At 40.4% G+C, this 25,070-nt stretch carries 27 protein-coding genes and 1 riboswitch; of the genes, 17 read left to right on the top strand and 10 right to left on the bottom strand.

Annotated features, from left to right (window positions below):
• Window positions 1–118: 118 nt before the first annotated feature.
• The 4 genes from gspF (at window position 119) to RFX69_RS04940 (ending at window position 3,023) form a co-directional block, all read left to right on the top strand.
• Window positions 119–1,324: a type II secretion system inner membrane protein GspF gene (gene gspF / locus RFX69_RS04955; RefSeq protein WP_001112089.1), complete on the top strand. Its 1,206-nt coding sequence runs from the start codon at window positions 119–121 to the stop codon at window positions 1,322–1,324.
• A 23-nt stretch (window positions 1,325–1,347) separates the two neighbouring features.
• Complete coding sequence (gene gspG / locus RFX69_RS04950; protein WP_000865312.1) at window positions 1,348–1,929, top strand: type II secretion system major pseudopilin GspG; 582 nt, start codon at window positions 1,348–1,350, stop codon at window positions 1,927–1,929.
• A 266-nt stretch (window positions 1,930–2,195) separates the two neighbouring features.
• The gene (locus RFX69_RS04945; RefSeq protein ID WP_000643174.1) at window positions 2,196–2,540 is read left to right on the top strand and encodes a hypothetical protein; all 345 of its coding nucleotides are present in this window, start codon (window positions 2,196–2,198) and stop codon (window positions 2,538–2,540) included.
• 144 nt (window positions 2,541–2,684) lie between these two features.
• Window positions 2,685–3,023, top strand: coding sequence for a tRNA-binding protein (locus RFX69_RS04940; RefSeq protein ID WP_000434938.1), 339 nt, complete (start codon window positions 2,685–2,687; stop codon window positions 3,021–3,023).
• Between the two features lies 1 nt (window position 3,024).
• Here the strand turns inward: RFX69_RS04940 and lnt are convergent, their stop codons facing one another.
• Both lnt and RFX69_RS04930 read right to left on the bottom strand, forming a co-directional pair.
• Complete coding sequence (lnt, locus tag RFX69_RS04935) at window positions 3,025–4,584, bottom strand: apolipoprotein N-acyltransferase (RefSeq protein ID WP_001203096.1); 1,560 nt, start codon at window positions 4,582–4,584, stop codon at window positions 3,025–3,027.
• Window positions 4,581–5,420: an HlyC/CorC family transporter gene (locus RFX69_RS04930; protein ID WP_001154809.1), complete on the bottom strand. Its 840-nt coding sequence runs from the start codon at window positions 5,418–5,420 to the stop codon at window positions 4,581–4,583. Before RFX69_RS04930 ends, lnt begins: the two co-directional genes overlap by 4 nt.
• Window positions 5,421–5,604: 184 nt before the next feature.
• Between RFX69_RS04930 and tusA the strand changes: the two genes are divergently transcribed.
• Window positions 5,605–5,862 (top strand): sulfurtransferase TusA, encoded by a 258-nt coding sequence (gene tusA, locus RFX69_RS04925; protein ID WP_000003406.1) that lies wholly within the window; start codon window positions 5,605–5,607, stop codon window positions 5,860–5,862.
• Between the two features lie 95 nt (window positions 5,863–5,957).
• Here tusA and RFX69_RS04920 read toward each other — a convergent pair whose 3' ends face one another.
• Window positions 5,958–7,670, bottom strand: coding sequence for an electron transfer flavoprotein-ubiquinone oxidoreductase (locus RFX69_RS04920; RefSeq protein WP_000400008.1), 1,713 nt, complete (start codon window positions 7,668–7,670; stop codon window positions 5,958–5,960).
• A gap of 186 nt (window positions 7,671–7,856) precedes the next feature.
• Here RFX69_RS04920 and RFX69_RS04915 point away from each other — a divergent pair, with 186 nt between their 5' ends.
• From RFX69_RS04915 to RFX69_RS04895, 5 genes are all read left to right on the top strand, one after another.
• Complete coding sequence (locus tag RFX69_RS04915) at window positions 7,857–8,468, top strand: DUF1285 domain-containing protein (RefSeq protein ID WP_000248028.1); 612 nt, start codon at window positions 7,857–7,859, stop codon at window positions 8,466–8,468.
• A 48-nt stretch (window positions 8,469–8,516) separates the two neighbouring features.
• Window positions 8,517–9,383, top strand: a complete 867-nt coding sequence (murI, locus tag RFX69_RS04910; protein WP_261503233.1) for a glutamate racemase — start codon at window positions 8,517–8,519, stop codon at window positions 9,381–9,383.
• A 120-nt stretch (window positions 9,384–9,503) separates the two neighbouring features.
• Complete coding sequence (locus RFX69_RS04905) at window positions 9,504–10,508, top strand: DUF4062 domain-containing protein (RefSeq protein ID WP_133237740.1); 1,005 nt, start codon at window positions 9,504–9,506, stop codon at window positions 10,506–10,508.
• Between the two features lie 73 nt (window positions 10,509–10,581).
• Window positions 10,582–11,598 (top strand): ferrochelatase, encoded by a 1,017-nt coding sequence (hemH, locus tag RFX69_RS04900; protein WP_000007335.1) that lies wholly within the window; start codon window positions 10,582–10,584, stop codon window positions 11,596–11,598.
• Between the two features lie 23 nt (window positions 11,599–11,621).
• Window positions 11,622–12,266: an MBL fold metallo-hydrolase gene (locus RFX69_RS04895; RefSeq protein WP_000942273.1), complete on the top strand. Its 645-nt coding sequence runs from the start codon at window positions 11,622–11,624 to the stop codon at window positions 12,264–12,266.
• Here RFX69_RS04895 and RFX69_RS04890 read toward each other — a convergent pair.
• The gene (locus RFX69_RS04890) at window positions 12,263–12,457 is read right to left on the bottom strand and encodes a DNA gyrase inhibitor YacG (protein ID WP_001138289.1); all 195 of its coding nucleotides are present in this window, start codon (window positions 12,455–12,457) and stop codon (window positions 12,263–12,265) included. The two genes, RFX69_RS04895 and RFX69_RS04890, sit on opposite strands and share 4 nt — an antisense overlap.
• Before the next feature lie 87 nt (window positions 12,458–12,544).
• On the opposite strand from RFX69_RS04890, the gene RFX69_RS04885 reads away from it, so the two are divergent.
• From RFX69_RS04885 to crcB, 4 genes are all read left to right on the top strand, one after another.
• Complete coding sequence (locus RFX69_RS04885) at window positions 12,545–13,183, top strand: SAM-dependent methyltransferase (RefSeq protein ID WP_161631880.1); 639 nt, start codon at window positions 12,545–12,547, stop codon at window positions 13,181–13,183.
• Complete coding sequence (locus tag RFX69_RS04880; protein WP_111848219.1) at window positions 13,173–14,378, top strand: TIGR03862 family flavoprotein; 1,206 nt, start codon at window positions 13,173–13,175, stop codon at window positions 14,376–14,378. Before RFX69_RS04885 ends, RFX69_RS04880 begins: the two co-directional genes overlap by 11 nt.
• Before the next feature lie 77 nt (window positions 14,379–14,455).
• Window positions 14,456–14,866, top strand: a complete 411-nt coding sequence (locus RFX69_RS04875; protein ID WP_289332629.1) for a GFA family protein — start codon at window positions 14,456–14,458, stop codon at window positions 14,864–14,866.
• Between the two features lie 44 nt (window positions 14,867–14,910).
• A riboswitch (Fluoride riboswitch) is annotated at window positions 14,911–14,977 on the top strand.
• 124 nt (window positions 14,978–15,101) lie between these two features.
• Complete coding sequence (crcB, locus tag RFX69_RS04870) at window positions 15,102–15,482, top strand: fluoride efflux transporter CrcB (RefSeq protein ID WP_289332628.1); 381 nt, start codon at window positions 15,102–15,104, stop codon at window positions 15,480–15,482.
• 502 nt (window positions 15,483–15,984) lie between these two features.
• Here the strand turns inward: crcB and RFX69_RS04865 are convergent.
• The 3 genes from RFX69_RS04865 to RFX69_RS04855 form a co-directional block, all read right to left on the bottom strand.
• The gene (locus tag RFX69_RS04865; RefSeq protein WP_000046495.1) at window positions 15,985–16,317 is read right to left on the bottom strand and encodes a HopJ type III effector protein; all 333 of its coding nucleotides are present in this window, start codon (window positions 16,315–16,317) and stop codon (window positions 15,985–15,987) included.
• 252 nt (window positions 16,318–16,569) lie between these two features.
• The gene (locus tag RFX69_RS04860; protein WP_001224256.1) at window positions 16,570–16,824 is read right to left on the bottom strand and encodes a type B 50S ribosomal protein L31; all 255 of its coding nucleotides are present in this window, start codon (window positions 16,822–16,824) and stop codon (window positions 16,570–16,572) included.
• A gap of 101 nt (window positions 16,825–16,925) precedes the next feature.
• Window positions 16,926–18,224: an AarF/ABC1/UbiB kinase family protein gene (locus tag RFX69_RS04855; RefSeq protein WP_001096917.1), complete on the bottom strand. Its 1,299-nt coding sequence runs from the start codon at window positions 18,222–18,224 to the stop codon at window positions 16,926–16,928.
• A 257-nt stretch (window positions 18,225–18,481) separates the two neighbouring features.
• On the opposite strand from RFX69_RS04855, the gene RFX69_RS04850 reads away from it, so the two are divergent.
• A complete protein-coding gene (locus RFX69_RS04850) occupies window positions 18,482–19,729 on the top strand; it encodes an SfnB family sulfur acquisition oxidoreductase (protein ID WP_002058692.1) in 1,248 nt (415 codons plus the stop codon).
• A gap of 33 nt (window positions 19,730–19,762) precedes the next feature.
• Window positions 19,763–21,013 carry an acyl-CoA dehydrogenase family protein gene (locus RFX69_RS04845; RefSeq protein WP_289332627.1) on the top strand — a complete coding sequence of 417 codons (1,251 nt, stop codon included), beginning with the start codon at window positions 19,763–19,765 and terminating at the stop codon, window positions 21,011–21,013.
• A 34-nt stretch (window positions 21,014–21,047) separates the two neighbouring features.
• On the opposite strand, the gene abeM is transcribed toward RFX69_RS04845, so the two are convergent.
• Together abeM and RFX69_RS04835 are read right to left on the bottom strand one after the other, a co-directional pair.
• Window positions 21,048–22,394: a multidrug efflux MATE transporter AbeM gene (gene abeM / locus RFX69_RS04840; RefSeq protein WP_289332626.1), complete on the bottom strand. Its 1,347-nt coding sequence runs from the start codon at window positions 22,392–22,394 to the stop codon at window positions 21,048–21,050.
• Window positions 22,395–22,427: 33 nt separating this feature from the next.
• On the bottom strand, window positions 22,428–22,889 hold the full coding sequence (locus tag RFX69_RS04835) for a DMT family transporter (protein ID WP_001984522.1): 462 nt from the start codon (window positions 22,887–22,889) through the stop codon (window positions 22,428–22,430).
• A gap of 117 nt (window positions 22,890–23,006) precedes the next feature.
• Here RFX69_RS04835 and hemW point away from each other — a divergent pair, with 117 nt between their 5' ends.
• Window positions 23,007–24,161: a radical SAM family heme chaperone HemW gene (hemW, locus tag RFX69_RS04830; RefSeq protein ID WP_289332625.1), complete on the top strand. Its 1,155-nt coding sequence runs from the start codon at window positions 23,007–23,009 to the stop codon at window positions 24,159–24,161.
• A 51-nt stretch (window positions 24,162–24,212) separates the two neighbouring features.
• Here hemW and RFX69_RS04825 read toward each other — a convergent pair whose 3' ends face one another.
• A complete protein-coding gene (locus tag RFX69_RS04825) occupies window positions 24,213–24,968 on the bottom strand; it encodes an SDR family oxidoreductase (RefSeq protein ID WP_004748401.1) in 756 nt (251 codons plus the stop codon).
• Window positions 24,969–25,070 lie beyond the last annotated feature (102 nt).

Raw genomic sequence — 25,070 nt, 5'->3', positions numbered from 1 at the left:
GCATAGCGTCGTGAAGAGGACTTGGGTATTCTACACAGGCTATAGAATGAATATGAATGATTGCGTAGCATAGATGCAACAGCAGCGACTATTATTTTTGGAAAATTAGAACATTACCATGCCTGCATATCAATTTACTGCTATTGATGCTTCAGGGAAGCAGCAAAAGGGGGTGCTTGAAGGAGACTCGGCACGTCAGATTCGCCAACAATTACGCGATAAAGCATGGACTCCGATTAGCGTTGACCCGGTTGAACAAAAAGATAAGCATCAAAGCCACGGATTATTCCAAAAAAAGTTTAGTGCTTACGATTTGGCGCTCATGACCAGACAGCTTTCGGTTTTGGTTGCTGCTGCAATTCCTTTAGAAGAAGCTCTCCGCGCCGTGAGCAGACAAAGTGAAAAAGCACATGTGCAAAATCTTTTACTCTCAGTTCGTTCAAAAGTATTGGAAGGACATTCACTTGCACAAGGGATGCAACAGTCCGGGCGTTTTCCTGATCTTTATATTGCAACGGTTGCCGCAGGTGAGCGTTCAGGACACTTAGATCTCATTTTAGATCAGCTATCAGACTACACCGAGAACCGTTTTGCCATGCAAAAGAAAGTTCAAGGTGCCATGATTTACCCAATCATTTTAATGCTGATGTCTTTCGGTATTGTGATGGGATTAATGACTTATGTGGTCCCAGAGATTGTAAAAACCTTCGATCAAAGCAAAGATGCCTTACCATGGATTACAGTTGCTTTAATGAAAGCGAGTGATTTTATCCGTCATGCATGGGTATTTATTATTCTTTTTGCAATTGTAGGGGTGGTAGCTTTTGTCCGTTTTTTAAAAACTACTGCGGGACATTATGCTTTTGATCGATTAACACTCAAATTGCCATTATTCGGTAAACTATCCCGTGGTATTAATGCTGCGCGCTTTGCCAGTACTTTATCTATTTTAACTCGTTCAGGCGTGCCATTGGTAGATGCCTTAAAGATTGGTGCTGCTGTGACCAATAACTGGGTCATCCGTGATTCAATTTCCCAAGCGGCTGAACGTGTTACCGAAGGCGGTAACCTCGGTACGCAACTGGAGCGCAGTGGTTATTTCCCACCAATGATGGTACAAATGATTCGAAGTGGTGAGGCATCAGGTGAGCTTGACCGTATGCTTGAACGTGCGTCGACCATGCAAGACCGCGAGGTGACGACATTTATTTCAACCTTATTGGCATTACTTGAACCGCTTATGCTGGTGTTAATGGCAAGCATCGTACTGGTTATTGTAATTGCGGTTATGCTGCCAATCGTAAATATGAACAATATGATTTAATAACTTTGATATTAGAGATAATGATGAAAGTAAAAAATATTCAAAGCGAAACAGCGATGAAACAACATAGTGAATCTGTGGTTTCAAATCAGTTTGAACCAACGTGCCATTCCGAGCATAGCTCTGTATCAGATGTTTGCTCTTCAAGTGCCTTCGGACTTGCGACACGTTCGAGCCGTGCTCGAATGAAACGTGTCTCAGGCTTTACCCTTATTGAAGTTATGGTCGTGATTGTAATCTTAGGCGTGTTGGCTGCTTTAATCGTACCGAACGTCATGGGCCGTAGTGAAAAAGCTAAAATTGATACGACTCAAATTACCTTGAAAGGGGTTGCGGGTGCCTTAGATCAATACAAGCTCGATAATGGGCATTTCCCAACCATGCAAGAAGGTGGTTTAGATGCGCTTATTAATCAACCTGCTACAGCAAAAAACTGGATGCCGGGTGGTTATGTGAAAGGTGGTTATCCTAAAGACAGCTGGAAAAATGATATCCAATATGTCGTACCTGGAAAAGACGGCCATCCTTTTGATCTATATTCATTTGGCGCAGATGGTAAAGAAGGTGGTGAAGGTAACGATGCCGATATTTATTATCAGCCTTAATTAAAATGTAAGAGAGATTATCGATTCGGTTAATAAGATAAAACAATAATCCGAATTGATAATCTTTCTTAATCATAAAAATATAATAATGTATTGAAAATAAAGTAAAAAAGTTAATATCTAGATTTGAGATTTAAAATAAGAATTATTCCCATATTTAATAGTTACAAGAAAGTTAAAATATAAGAGAAAATAAGCTATATATTTAAATAAAAGCTTTGCATAATAAATAAAAAGCACTTTATTCAATGAATGGGAGAGATTAAATGAAAGCATTTCTCGTACTTGATGAGCTGAATCAGTTTCATTGGGCGATGCTTAAATCTGTCCTATTGATTTTAGCATTATTACCCATTGCTGAAGTTTCATTAAAGCTATGGTTGAGTACTGAGGGAAGTAGCCAAATCATGATTGGTTTCTTTGCCTTAAGTATTGTAAGCGCTTGGTTAATGGTGAGCTTCTTTACCGCACTAAAAACGAGTGTATGGCAAACTAAACAGATGGCTTCTAAATACGAACAATTGCTTTTTAAAGCTTATCGTTATGTGCCGATGGTTTTTTTATCGAGTTTAGTTGCTTATTTATCTTTGCAATTATCGATTGCTTTTTAATCTTATTTTAAAACCGAATTTTTAAATAAAACGTAGACTCAACGTCTACGTTTTATTTTTTAACTGGACTTAAAACAGGGTGTTTCTTCATTTGTACATATTATATGCTTCAAATCAGCAATTTAAGAAGATGAGAAATATGAAATGGAACAAATCGAGTGGAATGACTTTTTAAAAGTAGAACTGCGCGTTGGTAAAATTATTCAAGCTGAGGTTTTTGAAAAGGCGCGAAAACCTGCCTATATTTTGCATGTAGATTTTGGTGAAGAATTGGGTGTACGTAAATCGAGTGCACAGATTACAAAACTTTATCAACCGCAGGATTTGATTGGTAAATTAGTTGTTGCGGTAGTGAATTTCCCTAAGAAACAAATTGGTCCTATCCAATCGGAATGTTTGGTAACAGGGTTTCATAATGCAGATGGGGATGTAGCACTTTGTATCCCAGAGTTTGAAGTACCTCTGGGTACAAAGTTATTATAATTTAGCGACGTGATTTGTAAGACACGTCTACTTTACGTGGACGATAGATCCAACCTAAAACCAGCAGTAATACTGCAAATCCTAAAATTGGATAATCACCTAGACGGTTATAGAGAGTTTGACCTTGCATGGCTGGTAAATCGCCTCTCAGGACAAACTCTTTATCAATCGGTGCTTGTTCGGTGATATGACCATTTTGATCAATAAACGCTGTTACACCTGTGTTAGTTGCACGAATAAACCAGCGACCATTTTCTTTCGCACGCATCTGCACCATTTGTAAATGTTGCCATGGGCCAGCTGTTCCGGTAAACCAAGCATCGTTAGATACAGTCACCAAAAAGTCACTGTCTTCTGCATTACGGCGTGTCAGGTTCGGATATGCCACTTCATAACAAATTGCAGCCGCAAGTGCATGCCCTTTAATTAAAAGTGGTTTCTGATCACTCTCACCACGTGTAAAACCGCTCATGCTAATATCATTTTGCATGGCTGGTAACACCCAAGAAAGCAAACCTGACAGCGGAATATATTCACCAAAAGGAACAAGGCGCTGCTTTTTATACAGACCGCTTGAATCGCTGCCAGAGGCCATAATACTGTTGTAATACAGAGGACTGCCGACTTGATGCGATTTCGCTACATCCCAGTAAGGAATGCCGGTTACCCAAGCGGTATGGTTCTTTTTAGCTTGTGCATCCATTGCATCCAAAAACGGTTCAATGTCGGTTTGGAAGAGTGGAATTGAAGACTCAGGCCATACAATGAGGTCACGGCCCCATTCAGATTGAGTCAAACCAGCATAAATTTCTAATGTTCTAACTTGATATTCGGTTAGCCATTTTAAATCTTGTGGAATGTTACCTTGAATGAGCGAAACGCTAAGCGGTTTAGCCGCTTTAGGTTGTACAAACTGAATATATGATGCTCCCCATGCACCTAAAACTAACAGGGCAGCAGGGATAACCCAGAAAATACGCTTACGTAGAACTTCAACTAAAGCACATGCTAATACAATGACTACAAAGGAAATTGCATAAATACCAAATAGCGGCGCATAACCATCGAGTAAACGTTCAGTAAAAGCATAACCTACAAACAGCCAAGGGAAACCGGTAAATACCCAAGTTTTAGCCCACTCAAAAATAATCCAGAGAGGGGCGAAAGTCAGCGGTGTTTCAGGGAAGAAGCGTCGATAAACCCATGTCTGAAATGCTGTAAATAAGCCCATTACAAGGGCCATAACAGCAATCATACATACACTTAGAAAAGCATTGGTATCGCCATATACATGGATCGACGTATAGAGCCAGAAAGCCCCTACAAACCATAAACCAAAACCATAACTCCAGCCAATTGCAAATGCTTGTTTGGCTGAGCGGTTATGCAATGTCGCATAGAGTAGGGCAGGAGACAAAATTGCCAACCACCACCAATAATAAGGTGCCAGTGCAAAACTGAACACGGCACCTGAAAATAAAGCAATGAGCAATGGAAAAATTAAAGGAAGCTGTTTTTGTTGTTGCGAAGAATCTAACAGCTTTTCAAAGTATGCTCTCATTGACGTACAGCTCGAATCAGATGAATAGTGCGGGCATCTGCTTCAACAATCGTAAATAACCAATTTCCAAGCTCAACAGTCTGACCTTGTAAATCACTAACTAGACCAATTTCTTGAAGCAATAAACCGCCGACAGTTTCTACTTCATCGTCAGAAAAATCAGCATCTAAAACAGTGTTGAAGTGTTCAATTGGTGTAAGTGCCTGCACCATCCATGCATTCGCTATTGTATGGTCGTTATCTGGAACAATGTATTGTGCATCTTCATCTGCAGTATCATGTTCGTCTTCAATTTCACCAACGATCTCTTCAAGAATATCTTCAAGCGTAACCAGTCCCGCTGTTGATCCATATTCATCAATCACAATCGCGATATGGGTCTGGGTGTGCTTAAGCATACGAAGAACTTGATCTGAACGTGCACTTTCAGGCACAAATAATGGCTGACGCATAAGCGAGCCAATATCTAATTTAGTATTTGGTTCAGTCAAAAATGGTAGTAAATCTTTTGCCAGTAAAATACCAACAACATTATCAGGTTGGTCAGCTGAGAAAACTGGAAAACGTGAGTGAGCAGACTCAACCAATACGTGAAGAATATCAAGTAACTGATCATCTTCTTGCATACTGATCATTGCTGTTCGTGGCGTCATGACTTCACGAATTTTTGTAGCAGGAAGGTCAAGAACACCTTCAAGCATGGCAACAGTATCAGGTTCTAAAAAACGACGTGAATTTTGGACTAGTTTTAATAATTCATCTCGGGTTTCTGGCGCTGTACCTAACCACTTTCGTAAGCCTCGCATACCCCACGACGGACTCGGTTCCTCTTGCATGATCTTTCCTAAATACTCAATGTATCAAATGAATACACTGATCATACCGAAGAAAAAGCCCTTATGCATCTATAAAACAAAGTAAAAGACAAAACACATATTGTTATGTAAACACCAGTTACAGTTCATTAGACAGTGATGGGTTTATGCTAAAATGTGAAAATTCTATTTGTTCGAGTTTGTTATGTCAGAACAACCTATTTCACCTACTGTACAACTTAATACGCGTGGTTTACGTTGTCCGGAACCTGTCATGATGTTGCATCAGGCGATTCGCAAAGCAAAATCAGGAGATGTTGTTGAAGTGTTGGCGACTGACCCTTCGACTTCTTGGGATATCCCTAAGTTTTGTATGCATTTGGGACACGAACTCCTATTAAAAGAAGAAGTTCTAGATGAGCAGAACCATAAAGAATACCGTTATCTGGTACAGAAAGGGTAAGGTTGTTCGATATGTAAATGAATAAAAAGCCCCGAATAATCGGGGCTTTTTTTTATATCTTAGGATATGAGCCGCGGCTAAAGCGGTGCAAGGAATTACATGTTAGGGTAATTCGGACCACCGCCGCCCTCAGGCGTTACCCAAGTAATATTTTGAGATGGGTCTTTAATATCACAGGTCTTACAGTGAACACAGTTCGCTGCGTTAATCTGGAAGCGTTTAGAGCCGTCATCATTTTCCATGATTTCGTAAACACCAGCAGGGCAATAGCGCTGAGCAGGCTCATCCCATTTTGGTAAGTTCACATTCACTGGAATTGAAGGATCAGTAAGCTTCAAGTGAGCTGGCTGGTTTTCTTCGTGTACAGTATTTGAGATAAATACAGAAGATAAACGGTCAAATGTCAGTTTGCCATCTGGTTTTGGATAAGTTGGCTTGAAGCTCGTTGCATCAACAGTTTTCAATACAGCGAAGTCTTGTTTCAAGTCATGTAAAGTGAATGGCACTTTAAAGACGTTTTGGTCAATAAAGTTAAATGCACCACCAATCCATTGCCCAAATTTATGCATTGCAGGGCCAAAGTTACGAGCGTTATAAAGCTCTTCTTTTAACCAGCTGTTGTTAAATTTGTCTGTGTAAGAAGTTAATTCTTTAACGAATAAATCTTCGCCTTCGGTTACACGAGCAACCGCAAGATCACCACCTTTTTCAACTCCGGCAGCAATTGCTTCAAATACAGCTTCACCACATAACATGCCTGATTTCATGGCAGTGTGTGAGCCTTTGATTTTCGCAAAGTTTAAGAAACCTGCATCATCACCAATTAAGCAACCACCCGGGAAAGTCAATTTAGGTAAAGAGTTGAAACCGCCTTTCACTACAGCACGTGCGCCGTAAGAAATACGTTTACCACCTTCTAAATACTGTTTGATGAGTGGGTGAGTTTTCCAGCGCTGCATTTCCATGAATGGATACATGTGTGGATTTTCATAGGACAAGTCCACAATCATACCCAAAGTCACTTGGTTGTTTTCAGCGTGGTATAACCACCAACCACCAGAAGAACCAGTTTCAGACAATGGCCAACCAGCACCGTGCATCACTAGACCCGGTTTATGTTTTGCTGGGTCGATTTCCCAAAGTTCTTTAATCCCGATCCCGTAATGTTGTGGATCTGCATCTTTATCAAGATTATATTTTGCAATTAGGCGTTTACCTAAGTGGCCACGGCAGCCTTCAGCAAAGAGAGTGTATTTAGCGTGAAGTTCATAACCCGGAGTAAAGTTATGTGTAGGCTCGCCATCTTTACCAATACCCATGTCACCAGTTTGAATACCTTTTACAGTACCGTCTTCATGGTAAAGCACTTCAGATGCAGCAAAGCCAGGGAAGATAGAAACTTCTAATTCTTCAGCTTTTTGACCTAACCAGCGAACAACGTTACCTAGCGAGATAACATAGTTCCCGTCATTGTGCATGGTTTTAGGAACCATCCAGTGAGGTGCTTCTTTAGAAGTAGTTTCTGAAAGCAAGAAGAATGTTTTGTCTTCAGTTACAGGTACATTAAGAGGCGCGCCTTCTTCTTTCCAGTTCGGGAAAAGTTCATTAATAGCACGCGGTTCAAGTACAGCACCAGATAAGATATGCGCACCTACTTCAGAGCCTTTTTCAACTACACAAACTGAAAGATCGGGTAAGTTATTTTCAATCGCTAATTGACGGATCTTAATCGCAGCAGATAGACCTGCAGGTCCTGCACCTACGATGACAACGTCAAACTCCATCGATTCACGTTCGATGTGTTCCATGTAGGACTCCTCAATACTTAAAGGTGGCAACCGTAATGTCAGATCATCCGGTGCTGCCGTGAGTGTTTTAATCCATAGGCGCAAATATGCTATTGTGCCTTTTATCGTTTGGGCTAGTATAGTTTTAAACCATGATCTAGCCAATTGGCTGAGTCGTCATATTTTTTCGTCAGCAAGGCATAAACTATGGTAAATCAAAATAATTCCCCATCGGATATGGGAAAAATACCGTTATCTGATGATAAAAACTTAATGAACATTGCACAATACTTAAAAGGTGTACAGCAAAGTCACAAAAGGTCAATCCCACCTTTAGAGCAATGGCATCCAAAGCATTGCGGTAAAATGGATTTAACGGTGAAAGCCAATGGAGAATGGTGGCACGAAGGTCAATTAATCAAGCGCCAAGCCCTATTGGATTTGTTTACCAAAGTCCTATGGAAAGAAGAGGGTAAATTCTACCTGAAAACCCCTGTAGAACAAATTGAAATCGAAGTTGAAGATGAACCTTTATTAGTCAATCAGGTAGATCAGATTGAAATTTCAGGTGATGAGTTTCTACAACTGACGACGACCAATCAGGATGTGATTTTAGTTGATGCAGAACACCCGATTTTTATGCGGGAATATGCAGGGGAGTTGCGTCCTTATGTCCATGTTCGATTTGGTATTAATGCGCTGATTCAACGTCAGGCTTTCTATCATCTCGTGAACTATGGAACACTGGTCGAAAATGATAAAGGCGAAACCATTTTGCAGTTAAAAAGTGGTAATTTGCACTTGCAATTAGGCACTTGAGGTTTAAGCTTTATAGAGTGAAATTTTCCGACACTCTCTAGTACTGCCATGACAGCCATACAGCCTTTATTTACTGAATTAGAACCTATGCCTAAAGCATTAGCGGATGCCCCAATTGGTATTTTTGATTCAGGTATTGGAGGTATGTCGGTTGCAGCAGAAATTGCCAAATATTTGCCAAACGAACGTATTGTATATTATGCAGATACAGCCTATGTTCCGTATGGTCCTCGCTCTGATGAAGAAATCAGGGAGCTAACGGCTCGTGCCGTCGACTGGTTATATCGTCAGGGCTGTAAAATTGCAGTCGTAGCTTGTAATACGGCTTCCGCATTTAGCCTTGATCATTTACGAGAACATTATGGCGAACACTTCCCGATTGTTGGCTTGGTACCGGCACTAAAACCTGCAGTATTACAAACTCGTTCTAAAGTGGTTGCAGTATTGGCGACACCAGCTACTTTTCGTGGACAACTCATTAAGGATGTTGTCGAAAAGTTTGCTGTTCCGGCAGGTGTTAAAGTGATGACTCTAACGAGTTTAGAGCTTGTCCCATGTGTAGAAACAGGGCAGCAAATGAGCCCTGTTTGTTTAAATGCATTAAGAGAAGTTTTACAACCTGCAGTTGAGCAAGGCGCGGACTATTTGGTACTTGGTTGTACACACTATCCGTTCTTAAATGAAGCTATTCATCATCTTTTTGATAACCAATTCACACTGGTTGATTCGGGTTTGGCAGTTGCCCGACAAACAGCCCGTATTTTAATAAAAAATGAGTTATTATGTGACCAAATACGTCAGAATGTTGCACGTATTGAATGTTATGTAAGTGGTAATAATGCAGATGCATTACAACCTGTTTTACAAAATATGATTCCACAAGAATTGACATGGACGCTGCACAATCTGAGTTGAGCTCTGTTGTAGGCATTCAGAAAAAAGCGTTTTTTTATATTTATTTTTCTTATTTGGGGCGGTTCATAATCTTGGCTGATTCAGGCCATATCAAGATTATGGGGCGATAAGGGTATTGCTATGCTCGATACACGCTATCAGATTTTTATTTCAACCTCAGGTCGCGAGATGCAACCTGAGTTTATGGTTCTTTCCCAAACTTTAGTCAATATGGGGTTTTTTGCTTGGGGGTTAGAATATAGAAATCCTCTAACAACGACGCTTGCCCGTCGGCAAATTGATGAATCGGATTATGTTGTTTTGCTGCTGGGTAGTCAGTATGGGGAGCAATCAATTTCAGGGGCGAGTTATTTTTCTTTAGAGTACGAATATGCCTTAAGTCGCGCGAAGCCCATTGTCGTCTTTATGCATGAACAACCTGAAAGTCGTGATATGCATTTACAAGAGACTCATCCGCAGCTTAAAGAGAAATTTCTGGCATTTCGAAAAAAGTTATTACATGAAGCGAATCATATTTTTTATTTTAAAAGCCCACGTGATTTAGAACTTGCTGTTCGTTTAAATATGCCTTTAATGGTTGAACAATATATGGGACAAGGTTGGGTGCCTGCACGCCAAGCGCATCATTTGGAAGATGAAATTAATCGATTAAAAAGTAAAGTTTTACAACTAGAACAACAGCTAGCAGAATCATCAATTCAAGCAAATGAAGTGGCACCGCAAGATGTTTTTGCTTTTGAATATCAAATTCAGGCTTTTCAAGATGGCAACTTTAAAGAGCTTAAGCGCCAGAGACAAATGACTTGGTCTCAACTGTTAAGTATTTTGGCTAAACATTTTGAGACAGCCATGCCAGAAGAGAACTTTGGGACTTGCCTCAATGAGTATTTAAATCAGGACGGGTTAGAAGACGCTCGCCAAGAGTTGCCTAGAGCACATGCAGTGGCAGGTGCACAAATTAATCATAAGGCCCTGTTTCGTATTAAAAAGCAAATGCAATCACAAGGATGGATTGTTCCAACCAAGATTGATCAACAACATAGTTTATGGAAAGTAACGACCAAAGCCCAAAAGCTCTTGCTCAGTTATAAATGGAATCATCGGAGTACTCGATTAAAAGCTTAGAGCGATTCAATTTAGATATGACCATGAAAGCTGTTACATTAGTGTCATAAGATGAATTGAAAGGCATTTACACATGTCGTTTGAACAAAAACCGAAAGTTACTGTCATTTTAGCGAATTTAGGCACACCGGATGAGGCAACCGTCCCAGCGGTGCGCCGTTTTTTAAAGCAGTTTTTATCTGATCCACGTGTAATTGAAATTCCAAAATTCATTTGGTGGATTATTTTAAATCTGTTTGTTTTGCCTTTTCGCCCAAAAAGAGTAGCGCATGCCTATGCTTCGGTATGGTCTACCGACTCACCAATGCGTGAAATTGTATTTGAGCAAACTCAACGTGTGCAGGCTTATTTAGAGCGTGAAAATAAACAGTTTGATTTAACTGTGTTGCCCGCTATGACTTATGGTAATCCGGGTATTGATGCAGTTTTAGAAAAATTGTCGGCTCATCCACAAGAGCATGTCATTTTACTGCCTTTATTTCCCCAATATTCTGCGACATCGACTGCTCCATTATATGATGCTTTTGCTAAGTGGATTCCTACTCAGCGAAATTTGCCGGGTCTGACCATTATTAAAGATTATTATCAACATCCAATGTTTATTCAGGCGTTGGCAGAAAGTGTTCTAGCTTACCAAGAGCAACATGGCAAACCTGAAAAGCTGTTGATGTCATTTCATGGTATTCCACAGCCTTATGCAGATAAAGGCGACCCTTATGCGGACCGTTGTCGTATTACCGCAAAGTTAGTCGCTGAAGCTTTACATTTAAAAGATGATGAATGGGCAATTAGTTTCCAATCACGTTTTGGCAAACAAGAATGGGTGAAACCTTATACTGATCAACTTTTACAAGATTGGGCGAAGCAGGGCGTTAAGTCTGTTCAGGTCTTAAGCCCAGCTTTTTCTGCTGACTGCTTGGAAACGCTTGAAGAGCTCGCTATTCAAAATGCTGAGTTATTTCAGCAAGCTGGTGGCGGAAGCTATGCTTACATTCCTGCTTTAAACAGTGATCAAGCGCATATTGATTTGCTTGCAGGTTTAGTTCAGGCTAATCTTGATGCCCTTACCCATACCTTAGCCCACCGTTAATTGCGTTTTAGCCAGAGGTTCTTATGCTGCAAGTCAAAATTGTTCCAGTTACTGCTTTTGCTCAAAATTGTTCTTTAGTTTGGGACAGTGAAACAAAAGAAGCAGTTTTGATTGATGCAGGTGGTGATGCTGCTGTTTTGAAGAAAGAAGTAGAAGCCTTAGGTTTAAAAGTAAAAGCGTTATGGCTTACTCATGGGCATTTAGATCACGCTGGGGCTGTAGGTGAACTCGCAAAAGAGTGGAGTGTTCCTGTTGTTGGTCCGCATAAAGAAGATCAGTTCTGGCTAGATATGATTCAGGAAGTTTCGGCACGTTATGGTTTTCCAATCCCACAGCCTGTAAAAGTCGATCAATGGCTTGAAGGCGGTGAAGTGCTAAAACTGGGTGAAGATGAGTTTGAAGTGCGTTTTGCACCAGGACATACACCAGGTCACGTCATGTTCTATAACAAGAATCATGGTTTACTCTGGACTGGCGATGTCCTGTTTAAAGGCTCAATTGGAAGAACAGATTTTCCACGTGGTAATCATGATCAACTGATTGAATCAATTCAGCGTGAGTGTTTTAGCTTACCAGATGAAACCCAGTTTATTTCAGGGCATGGACCAATGAGTACCATTGGCTATGAAAAACAATTTAACCCGTTTGTCGCAGGTAAAGCGGGTTAATCCTCATAATCATCTTCATGCTGACTACCCTTGTCTTGCTGAGGAGCATCTTGGGTAGGCAGTCTATATTCATCGTTTGCCCAAGCGCCTAAATCAATAAGTTTGCAACGTTCAGAACAAAACGGGCGAAATTCATTACCTTCCCAAACACTTGGTTCACCACAGCGTGGGCAGGGAAATGTACGTGGCATAAAGCAGTAACCTCAAAGTGAAGAGAAATAGATTAGGCAAAAGTCAGGTGACTTGTTAGACTTGTGCCGATTTTTATTTAGTTTGATGTGATTATGCAGATTCGTCAATTTCAAGCACAACGTATGCAAGCGCCTCGCGATTTTACCCCAATTGAAAATACTCCGATTTGTGTGGAAATTGGGGCAGGCAAAGGTAAACATGCTTTGCTATTTAGTGGGCAAAATCCTCAGCACACGTTATATGCAATTGAACGAACTAGAGAAAAATTCTTGGCCATGCAAAAGCAGCATGGTTTGGAACCACGAGACAACTTGGTGCCTGTACATGCAGATGCTTTACCTTGGGTTGTACATGCTCTATATCCTGCTCAAGTAGAACATTTCTTTATTCTCTATCCGAATCCAGAACCACATAATCCGGCACAACGCTGGTTAAACATGCCATTTTTTGAGTTCCTGCTATCACGTCTGAAAACAGGTGGAACCATTACTTTGGCAAGTAATATCCCTGAATATATTGAAGAAGCTGAACAACAGTTATTAAATGTGTGGAAGCTGCCTTACCAAAAAGAAAAAATTGCTCAAACCTCTGCACGTACCCATTTTGAAATTAAATATTTAGAGCGTGGTGAGCTTTGTCAGCAGCTCATTATGACTAAGCCTGAAGGTTATAAAACTCGATTTGATGAGTTTGCACCGCTGCAAGGGCAAATATATGTCGAATAAGCGGATTGCCATTATTGGTGCGGGGCCGGCTGGTTTAATGGCCGCGGAGGTGCTGAGCCAGTATGCTTATGAAATTGATGTGTTTGAGCAAAAACCTTCGGCTGCGCGTAAGTTTCTGATGGCTGGTAAAACAGGGCTAAATATCTCGCATGCTGAACCATTACCCCAGTTCATTGAACGTTATGACCATGCAGAATGGCTCAAACCGTGGGTTGAAAAATGGGATGCAGCCTGGATTCAGAACTGGATGAAAGGATTGGGAATAGACTCGTATGTGGGTAGTTCCGGTCGTATTTTCCCTGTCGAAATGAAAGCTGCTCCTTTACTGCGTGCTTGGTTAAAACGTTTAGCAGAACAGCAGGTTAAATTCTTTTATCGTCATCGTTGTATTAATTTGCAAGGTACAACAGTGACTTTAGAAAACCAAAATAAACAGAACACTGCAACCTTTACCCAGCAATACGATGCAGTCGTGTTGGCTTGTGGAGCTGTCTCTTGGTCTCAATTGGGCAGTGATGGTGCTTGGCAACAATGGATGGATCAATCTAGTATTGAACCTTTTCAAGCAAGTAATGCAGGAGTATTGCATACTTGGTCAGCTTTTATGGAAAGCTGTTTTGGTGAGCCTTTAAAGCGTATAAATGCGTGGGTTGAACCCAGCCAAGTTACTCATGGTGATATTGTGATTACTCACTACGGTTTAGAAAGTGGGGTCATTTATAAACTCGGACGCGCCTTACGAGAACAACAAAAACAAGGAAATAGCTTAAATCTATTTTTAGATTTATTGCCTGATGTAGAGCTTACACAGTTAGTTAAAAAGTTACAGGCTAGCAAAAAACAATCTCTCACTAATATCTGGCGTAAAGCAGGCTTAGATACAGCTAAAATTAACTTAATTAGAGAAGTGGTTGATAAAGCACTATGGAGTCAACCAGAGACGATGGCGCAAAAAATGAAAGCACTTCAAATTAAGTTAGATGGCTTTAGGCCTATTGAAGAAGCGATTAGCTGTGCTGGTGGTGTTAAGCAAGATGCATTAACTGAAAGTTTAGAGTTGAAACAAACTTCAGGTGTTTTTTGCTGTGGCGAAATGCTGGATTGGGATGCTCCTACAGGGGGATATTTGCTGACAGCATGTTTTGCTACGGGACGAGCAGCTGGTGAAGGTGTGCATTCATTCTTAGAGAAATAACAACGAATTCGGTGCTATGTTTGATATGTGAAAAGTGTTATTTTTGAGCGATCAATAATAATAGGAGCCGGAATCGTATGTCTCAAGCATCGCCAGTCTATCAGGGAAGTTGTTTATGTGAGGGTATTCGCTATGAAATTAAAGGCGATATCGGAGATATTATCCAATGCCATTGTCAACGCTGCCGAAAATCCAATGGAACAGCATTTGCAACGAATGCTCCTATCAACAGTGCAGATTTTAAAATTACGCAAGGTGAAGACCTTGTCAAAAAATTTGCTGTGAATGGTGTGTACCGTTGGTTTTGTAGCGAATGTGGTTCACCGCTTATTAGCTCGCGTGATGCTCAGCCTGAACTGTATCGTTTAAGAATTGGGACACTAGATACACCATTAGACCAAAAGCCGACAATGCATATTTTTGCTGCTTCAAAAGCAGAGTGGGAAAGCATTTGTGACGATTTACCGCAATATGATGAACGTCCATGATTTAAAAAGTATGTTTTAATCAAATTGTAGATGATTTAATATACTTAAAACAGGGAGATGGCATTCCTCCCTTGAAAAACCGCCGTATTGGCTAATGATGCCTACGTTACCCTCATGTATTTATAACGCTGGGTACGTAGGTTATTGCGTACTCTGCTTATTTTTGGAGTGCGCCATGTCACATTTCCCATCATTTTTGTTTGCTCTTTTAGCATCTCACTAAAGGGGTGGTTCTATGTATTATCCTTTACTTTCAATTGCCTTAGGTTCAGTTCTTGGGGCGTGGTTGCGTTGGTTTTTAGGTTTAAAACTGAACCCGATTTATCCGCAAATTCCGTTGGGTACGGTTACTGTTAATTTGGTCGGTGGCTTTATTATTGGTTTTGCGATGGCTTATTTTGCTCATAGTGATTTGAGTCTGAACTATAAGCTTTTTGTGATTACCGGTTTTTGTGGTGCTTTAACTACATTCTCAACTTTCTCAATTGAGATCGTCACCTTATTGCAAAGTGGTAAGTGGGGAATGGCAATGTTGGCCATTTCTATTCATTTAATTGGGTCGTTAATTTTTACGTGTTTGGGGTTGGCGACTTATTATTGGGTAGCGGGGCATTGAGTTTTTATATTTAAGAATTGACCATGATTTCAAGTTGTGAGAGCTCATCGAAGTTGAGTGTTGGGTAGGATTTTCACGACGGAGTCTTATCGTTGAGTTATCTAATGGAAGCAGCTAATTAAGTTACTTTGGTTTTGCCCAAAGTAACCAAAGGCATCTGTCATTCGCAGAACCTGTTCACTGAATCCATTTATCTTATGCTTTGCAAAAACAATCTTTTATTGACACTACGCAGGCTGCGAATGACGTTATCGCGTATCAAATGTAAGAGGCTAATAAAATAATTAAGAAAAATAAGGCATTTACTATCGTGACAGACGGCATGGATGCCGTCGTTTCGCTGTGCTACATGGATGTAGCATCAGCGCAACAAAGGATTTTTGTTACTTTTCATCCTTGAAAAGTAAGCTTAGCCTATACAATCCATCATTTGGATATCACTTCCATTTAAGGCAGTGCTCATAATAAAAATTAAGTCGTTTCTATTATTTATTTAAATCTATTATTTTTCAGTTAAAGCCTGACCTTCAAACTTCACACCATCCCAACCATTTTGCATAAACTGACGTATATTTTGGTGGTCAGTTCCCTCTGGGGTAGCTAATACAGATGCGTAGTGCTCTGCAAATAAACTTAAAGTTTGTGCTTGGTCTAAACCTTGTAACTTGGCAAAAGAGAAAACTTTCGCACTGCCTTGATTTTCAGTTGCAGCGTTATGCTGTGCGCCATTTTGAAAAGCTGTTGGAGTATGTTGGTAGCGTGCTTCAATATAAGCTAAAACATCTGAAAATTTTGCTGTGCCTGCTTGTAATTGGGCAAGTAACTCTTGTGCCATAATCTTAAACTTCCTATCAAATGGGGCTTAAGCATAGCATTGAATACATGTTTTGAAAGCTTGAGAGCTATAAAAAATGATGAGTTGTTGAGAAAAATCAGAAGCGTTCTTGTGAAAATTGTGGATAAGTTTAACTTTATACACACCTTAGAAAATCATTGAAAAATGTACATAAAAAAAGAAGCCTAAGTGGAGGAGATGAGTCTTAGGCTTCCAATGGTTTAAGTGTATTGGTTAAAACTTAACGTAAGATTAACTCTTACGATTAAAGCGAGCGAAGCGTTTATTAAAGCTTGCAACACGCCCTTCATTACTTGCTTGACGTACTTCACCTGTATAGAAAGGATGTGAAGCACTTGAAATATCAAGAGTCACATAAGGATAGACTTGTCCTTGATATTCTTTGGTTTGTTTCGTCTGAATAGTACTACCAATTAAGAAGTATACGTCTGCATTGGTGTCATGAAATAACACTTGTTGGTAAGCAGGATGAATATCTTTACGCATGAGAGATTGTCCTAAATTATTTTTGATTAAAGAAATGTTATAACATAACACTAAATAAGTCAATGTAACCCTAAAAAGGCTACATTGATAAGTAAATTAAGTTAGTTAGAAAGTGGTACAAGCTCTTCAAATAGATCGTTAAGATTGTCATGCACTTTTAAGTGAATGAGGTTCCAGTAGTGTCCTGAAATGGTTCTATTGACCATTAATGTATCTGGTGAAGGCTTAAAGACATCCCAATATTTTAAAGATTTCTTCACGAGTAGCATGCCATCATGATGTGATGAGTTCTCTGCAAAATCATAGGTTGTGGTAAGCGGGCGCAATAACACTTCAATCCAGAGTTTATAAAGATCGCTCGGGAATTTACCTTTTTCTGCTAGTGAATGTAGTTCGAGTAATTCTGTTTCAATTAAATCGATATCTTCATGGCGAGCTGCATTCACCAGTCGTTTGAAACTATACACAATTTCATTGGAAAGTGTTTTAACACTGCCATAGTCATAAATAATCACACTGCCATCTTGGCGGAAGGCAAAGTTACCTGGGTGAGGGTCACAGTGGAAACGTTTTAAAAAGAACATTTCTTGACCTAAAGCGCGGATTAGACGACGGCCAATTGTGTTTCGAATTTCGATAGGCCAAGAACTAGCAGTTTCAATGCTGTCACCTTGTTCAAGGCTTAAGGTTAAAATACGTCTTGAAGAGTAATCTTTATAAACAGTCGGGATAATAATTTTGTCGTCTAATTTACTATGAAAAGTTTTAAAGACTTCAAGATTTTGAGCTTCGATTTCATAGTTAAGCTCTGCTGATAGACTATCTTGAATCTCTGCAAAAAGCTGATCTTGTAGCTTTTTATCAATTTTAAGAACACCCATTAAACGAAGTGCTAAACGTACTTGTTTTAAGTCACTTTCGCAGGCTTCATCAACACCAGGGTATTGAACCTTAACCACAACTTGTTCGCCACTTGGCAGAACAGCTTTGTGAACTTGCCCAATCGATGCAGCAGCAAAAGGTTCTTGTTCAAAAGATTTAAAGGCAACATTCAACGGCTTGCCAAGCTCACGTTCAACTTGTTGCTGAATCGCTGCAAAAGGCATAGCTGGAGCTTGGCGTTGTAGTTTTGATATCGCTTTGGCGACTTCGGGCGGGAAGATATCTTTATATTGCGATGCAATTTGCCCGACCTTCATGACCGCACCTTTCATTTCTCCCAAGGTGTCTGCAATTTGAAGCCCGATATCTTGAAATAATTTTGTTTTTGCAGCCAGTTTCTGTTCTTCATCCGCAGTCAGGTTTCGAATCGAGTTAGAAACGGTTTTTGTTGCAATGCTCGCGGTCATTCCTGCAAGTTTCATAAATCGTTTGCCAGGTGAACTTGCATTCTTTGCCATATCTTCGATACCTCATTGACTACAACATAATATTGCCTAGGTTTGATCATAGGTGACAAAACTTAAAAAGCCTATAAGAAATTGTTTATCTCCTGTAAGAAAATTTTCGAAAAACAAAATGTTATTTTTATAGTAAAAAATATGAAAAGCTATTGAAAATTCATTTCATAAACAAAGCTTTAATATCTATAAAGTCGCTGTTTTTTTAGTGCTAAGGTGAAGGGCATGTTAAATAAGAAATAGAGACAATAAAAGTTATGACCAGTCTAAATTCGTCCTATGGGCGCTCTCAAGCGGTTCCTTTATCTGTATTCGAGCAGTCGAAAGACGCACATATTATTCGTTCTGATGAAGAGGCAATAGTGGTTGCCAAGCAACTTGCTCAAGAGTTTGCCACAGAAGCATCAGATCGAGATAGAGAGCGCCGTTTACCCTTAAATGAAATTCAACAGTTCTCACAAAGTGGCTTGTGGGCCATTACAGTACCTAAGCAATTTGGTGGGGCGCAAGTCAAGTATCGAACTTTAGCGGAAGTGATCAAAACAATTGCGAGTGTTGACCCTTCTCTTGCTCAGTTGCCTCAAAACCACTTGGCTTTTATTGAACATTTAAGACTAGATGCGAAACCTGAACAGCAACAGTTCTTCTTTAACTTGGTGTTAAGAGGAATTCGTTTTGGCAATGCATTTTCCGAAAAACACAGTAAGACAGTCGCGGACCTCACTACCACATTACGAAAGACCGAGCACGGTTATGAAATTAACGGCAAGAAATTCTTTGCAACGGGTGCCTTGCTTGCACATTGGATTCCAATTGTTGCTATAAATGAACAAGGACAACCTTATGCTGCACTTGTGCCACGTGAAACATCTGGGGTCAATATTATTAATGATTGGTCTGGTTTTGGACAACGTACCACGGCTAGCGGCACGGTAGAGCTGAATCAGGTTCCAGTACGTGAAGAATATTTAGTCCCGATTTACCAAGCATTTGAGCGCCCAACACCAGCAGGTGCTATTTCTCAGTTTATTCAGGCTGCCGTCGATGCCGGTATTGCACGTGGTGCAATTGAAGAAACGATTCAATATGTCAAAAATCATAGCCGTGCATGGATTGATTCAGGTCTGGAAAAAGCCAGTGATGACCCTTACACCATTGCAAATATTGGTGACCTAAAAATCAAACTGCGTGCAGCAGAAGCGGTATTGGATTTGGCTGGAGATGCAATTGATCAGGCCATTGCCAACACCACCGAAGAACATGTAAACCAAGCCACTCTATTGGTTGCCGAGGCAAAAGTACTCACCACAGAAATTGCTATTTTGGCAGCCAATAAACTTTTTGAGTTATCGGGTACGCGTTCTACTTTATCTGAACTCAACCTTGACCGTCACTGGCGCAATGCCCGTACCCACACTTTGCATGACCCTGTGCGTTGGAAATATCACATTGTTGGTAACTATTATCTCAATGGGGTTCAGCCACCTCGTCATGCATGGAGCTAAATTGAAAGAAAAAACAAAATTAGGAGAATAACGATGACAACAGCTCAAATTGAATTAGAAGAACTGTCGGTCGGTGCTGATTACGAAAAGGTTGCAAACAGATTCCTTCCCATTTTCGAAAAAATTGCACAAGGTGCAATTCAACGGGAAAAAGAGCGAATCTTGCCTTTTGAGCCGATTCAGTGGTTAAAAGAAGCCAAATTGGGCGCTGTACGAATACCCCGTAAATATGGTGGAGATGGGGTTTCATTACCTCAACTGTTCCAGCTTTTGGCAGAGTTAGCAGAAGCTGACTCCAATATTGTGCAAGCTCTACGAGGTCATTTTGCATTTGTTGAAGATCGCTTGGTTGCTCATAAAGAACATTCTCAGGAAGTCTGGTTTCAGCGCTTTGTACAAGGTGATTTAGTCGGGAATGCATGGACAGAAGTTGGAAACGTACAGATCGGCGATGTCGTTACTCGTGTCACCAAAGACGCTTCGGGTAACTTGGTGGTAAATGGTGAAAAGTACTATTCAACCGGTAGTATCTTTGCAGACTGGATTGATTTATTTGCTTACGATGAAGTAAATGACCGTCATGTGATTGCTGCTATTTACCGCCATGAAACAGGGGTGAGCGTGATTGATGACTGGGATGGTTTTGGTCAAAAGACAACGGGCAGTGGTACTTTAAAAGTACATCAGGTTCATTTGCCAGCTTCACACCTTATTCCATTTGACCAACGTTTTAAATATCAGACCGCTTTTTATCAGGTGGTGCATCTTGCAACTTTAACGGGTATTGCGCGTGCCGCGGTTGAGACGTTTAGTCAGGAAATTCGTGAACGTAAACGTATTTTTAGTCATGGTAATGGTGACTTGGTTCGTCACGACCCACAAGTTTTACAAGTGGTCGGCAAAGCCTCAGCTCAAGCGTATGCAAGTGAAGCAATTACGTTAAAAACCGCTGAGGCACTGCAAAAAGCCTATGAAAGCCATTTTGCCGAATCCGAAGTGAAAGAGCATCAATTCAATGTAGATGCCGAGCTTGAGTCGGCACAAGGGCAGGTGGTGATTTCTAATCTAGTACTCGATTTAACAAGCCAGTTATTTAATGCTTTAGGGGCATCGGCGAGCAGCCAAGTGAAACAACTTGACCGTTTTTGGCGTAATGCTCGGACAGTGTCTTCACATAATCCGCTTATTTACAAAGAAAAAGTAATTGGAGATTGGGAAGTAAACCGTACGGATTTACCATTTGTCTGGCAAATTGGAGCAAGCCCACGGGCAAAGACTGCATAAAATAAAAAAAGCCGATGTTTCATCGGCTTTTTTATTAGGTTTGACTTAAACGTTTGGTATTCAAATAGAGTCGTGAGAGCAATAAAACACAGGCAATACTTAAACCAATAATTAAACCTAACCACACACCAGCTACGCCCCAATCGGTATAACGCGCTAAATAAAGACCAATTGGAAAAGCAATTACCCAATACGCCATTAAGGTGATCCACATCGGTGCCTGAGTATCTTGCATACCTCTTAAACAGCCGGCAGCGCTAACTTGTAGGGCATCCATTAATTGATATGCCATTGCAAACCAGAGCAAATACATGGCAACCGGCACAACATTTATATCTTGAGTATAAACCGAGACAATTTGTTCACGGCCTAGAGCAATAAAAGACATGGTCAATAGAGCAAAAAATACTGCTGTGCTTAGACCAATTTTTTGTACTTGGTACATGGAAGCCCAGTTCTTTTCGCCATAATACATCCCCACGCGAATGGTTAAAGCAATGGCAAGAGAAAGTGGAATCATAAACAGTACCGAAGTGACTGAAATTGCTACTTGGTGTGCGGCAATAAAGACTTCTCCTAGAGGGCTAAGGACCAATGCCCCTGTACTAAAAATACTCACTTCAAAAAACACAGCTAAACCAATTGGCAGACCAAGCTGTAAAATTCTTTTAACCCAAGTCAGGTTAATTTTATCGAATCTGCTAAAAATAGATGTGTTTCGATAAGCCGAAGCCTTATAAATATAGCCTGCTAACGTAATGAGCATCAGCCACTGTAAAATGGATGTTGCAAAACCACAGCCTGCGCTACCCAAAGCAGGTATTGGTCCTAAGCCATACATAAAAATCATGTTAAGCGGGATTAAAACCACTAAGGCCAACAAGCTAATGACCGTGACAGGGCGGGGATGGCCTAATGCTTCGGAATAGCCTCGTAACGCTGCATACATGGTTACAGCGGGCATACCCAAACCAATTGCATGTAAGAATAAACTGGCTTTAGGCTGTAAACTTTCTGGTACGCCAAACACATGTAAGAAAAATGGCATAAGCTGCAAAATGAGCATTGCCAATACTCCTAGAATTACTGCAACCCATAATGATTGGCGGACAATCACTGGAATTTGCTCTGTATTTCTAGCGCCTTTTGCTTCGGCAACTAATGGTGTGGTTGCAATCATGATGCCACTGAACAAGAGCATGACTGGAATCCATAAGCCTACACCTACCGCAATCGCGGCTAAGTCTGCGGCAGATAAATGCCCAGCCATAATGGTATCAATTAACCCGAACCCTGCTTGAGCAAACTGCGTAATTAAAATAGGTAACATTAAATGGAAGAGTTGTTTTAATTCAGACCGAAACGACGTGACATTCGACACAAAAGGTACTCTTTATAAATATAAAAAATGAAACTAGCGTTGCAAGGTAAGTAATACACCAACAAAGATGACCACTCCACCTAGAAACCGTTGCCATGTAACAGGTGTCTTTTCGGTACCTAACCAGCCAAAATGGTCAAGTAACATAGAAATGACCAATTGCCCAAAAACGACTAACCCTGTAAAGGTTAAAAAACCAAGCTTAGGTGCAGTATAAATGCTCATGCTAATTGCATAAACCCCAAGGAATCCTCCGGTCCAGAGAAGCCATGGAATATTGGATATTTCACTTAAACTCGGTTTCTCGGCACTTTGGAAGAACACCATAATGGCTAAGACGATAGTACCTATGAAAAATGATAACAATGCTGCTTGCAATGGTGAGTGTAATTGCTCACGAAGCTGAGCATTAATTGCAGTCTGAAAAGCCATGGCAACACCGATTCCCATAGCTAATGGTAAGATCAGGAAAAGTTGACTAGAGAATTTCATCATTTTTATCAATATTTAAGTATATTTAAAAACAGTCTAAAGCAATTAAGGTATGTTTTCATAAGCCCATTGATGCAGTCATGTTAAAATAGAAATATTGTGTAAATTGGACCCTGTTCCTTGGCCGTATTAAATCCTGCTTCTGTTCCTTTATCTTTATATATCCACATGCCTTGGTGCGTGCGTAAATGTCCCTATTGCGACTTTAACTCACATGCGGCGCCTGATGGTGCGCTTTCGGCAGAACTCGAGCAAACTTATTTAAAAGCATTGGTGGCCGACTTTGAAACTCAAGTCGAGATGGCACAAGGACGTTCAATTCACAGTGTATTTATTGGTGGTGGAACACCTTCACTCATTTCTGCTAAAGGTTATGCATGGCTATTTGAACAGCTTAAATCGCTGCTTAACTTTGAAGATGACTGTGAAATTACTTTAGAAGCTAATCCGGGAACACTAGAACATGACCCGTTTGCAGGCTATTTAGAAGCAGGAATTAATCGTTTATCGATTGGTGTACAGACTTTTAATACCGATCACTTGCAAAAGCTTGGGCGTATTCATTCAGCAAACAATGCTATGGATGCAATTGAGCAAGCAAGACAAGCAGGCTTTAAGCGAGTTAATGTCGATTTGATGCATGGCTTGCCAGAACAAACACTAGAGCAAGCACTTTATGATTTAAAGACGGCTGTAGAGCAGGGTGCGACACATATCAGTTGGTATCAACTGACCATTGAGCCAAATACTGTGTTTTTCCGAACACAGCCTGTTTTACCTCAAGATGAAGTGTTAGAAGATATTCAAGAGCAAGGTGAAGCCTATCTAAAAGCAAATGGCTTTATCAATTATGAAGTGTCAGCTTGGCGTAAAGAGCAGCCTTCAGCTCATAATTTAAATTATTGGCAGTTTGGTGATTACCTTGCAATTGGCGCAGGTGCACATGGCAAAGTAACCCGACCAGATGGAGTATATCGTTTCCAAAAGACTCGTTTACCGAAAGACTATTTGGCTAAGGTTCCAGCCGAACATTTGCAAATGAAAAAGATTGAAGCAGATGAACTACCTTTTGAGTTTATGATGAACGCTTTACGTTTAAATGATGGAGTAAAAGCTAAGCTATATGAGCAGCGTACAGGCTTAAGCTTAGATCATTTAAATAAGATACTCACTTCATTACGAGCTAGAAAGTTACTAGTAGAGGATAGCGGTCGTTTGGCTTGTACAGAGCAGGGGCATATTTTCTTAAACTCGGTACTCGAAGAGTTATTATAATCAAAGCATTATAAAGAAAAAGCCGCACGATGAGATGCGGCTTTTTTAATTTTAGCGGGTAGTATAACCACCATTTGCGAAAATCGTCTGACCTGTAATCCACCAACCGTCGGTGACTAAGAAACGGACTAATGGCTCAATATCTTCAATTTTAGTAAGTCCACCTAAAGCTGAAGCTGATTTATGGTAAGCGACTGCTTCGGCAGACTCTTGACCATAAAAGAATGGTGTGTCCATTGGTCCCGGTGCAACAGCAGTCACAGAAATTTGGCGATCTCCAAATTCTTTCGATGCAGCGCGGGTGTAATGCTCAACAGGTGCTTTTAAACCTTCATAGGTTGAATAGAACCCTGTGTAAGCAGCAAGAAGAGAAGTTACGATTGAACAGATTTTTCCGCCGTTATTTAAATGTCGACCTGCCGATTGAATAAAGAAATAGGCAATTTTTGAGTTGATATCACTCATGTTATCAAACTCTTGTTCGGTGGTTTCTAAAAACGGTTTTTTAAGGACTTTTCCGACGGTATTAATCGCAATATCGATACCACCAAAATGTTGTTTCGTATCTATAAACAGTTTTTCAATATTTTCAATATGAGTTAGATCTGCCTGAATTAGAATTGCATCTGCACCCAATGCTTTAACATCTGCTAAGGTCTGCTCTGCATCTGCCTGAGTTTCCGAACTATTATAATGAATTGCGAGTTTTGCACCCTGTTCTGCAAATTTACGACTAATAAGTCCGCCTAGGTTTTTAGCACCGCCAGTAATCAATACAACTTTATCTTTGAGGCTATGAGTTGTCATGATGATTGTTCCTATGATGAATTGTTTTAGCGTTTTTAAGTCTAGATTGGCAGTAATTTGTGATCAATTATGCTAGTTTGGTTTAACTATTCAGAAAATACG

This window comes from Acinetobacter sp. 148 (assembly GCF_031196675.1).
Classification (GTDB): domain Bacteria; phylum Pseudomonadota; class Gammaproteobacteria; order Pseudomonadales; family Moraxellaceae; genus Acinetobacter; species Acinetobacter baumannii.
Note: the sequence above shows the minus strand (reverse complement) of the source record. Positions and strands in the feature narration are given on the sequence as shown.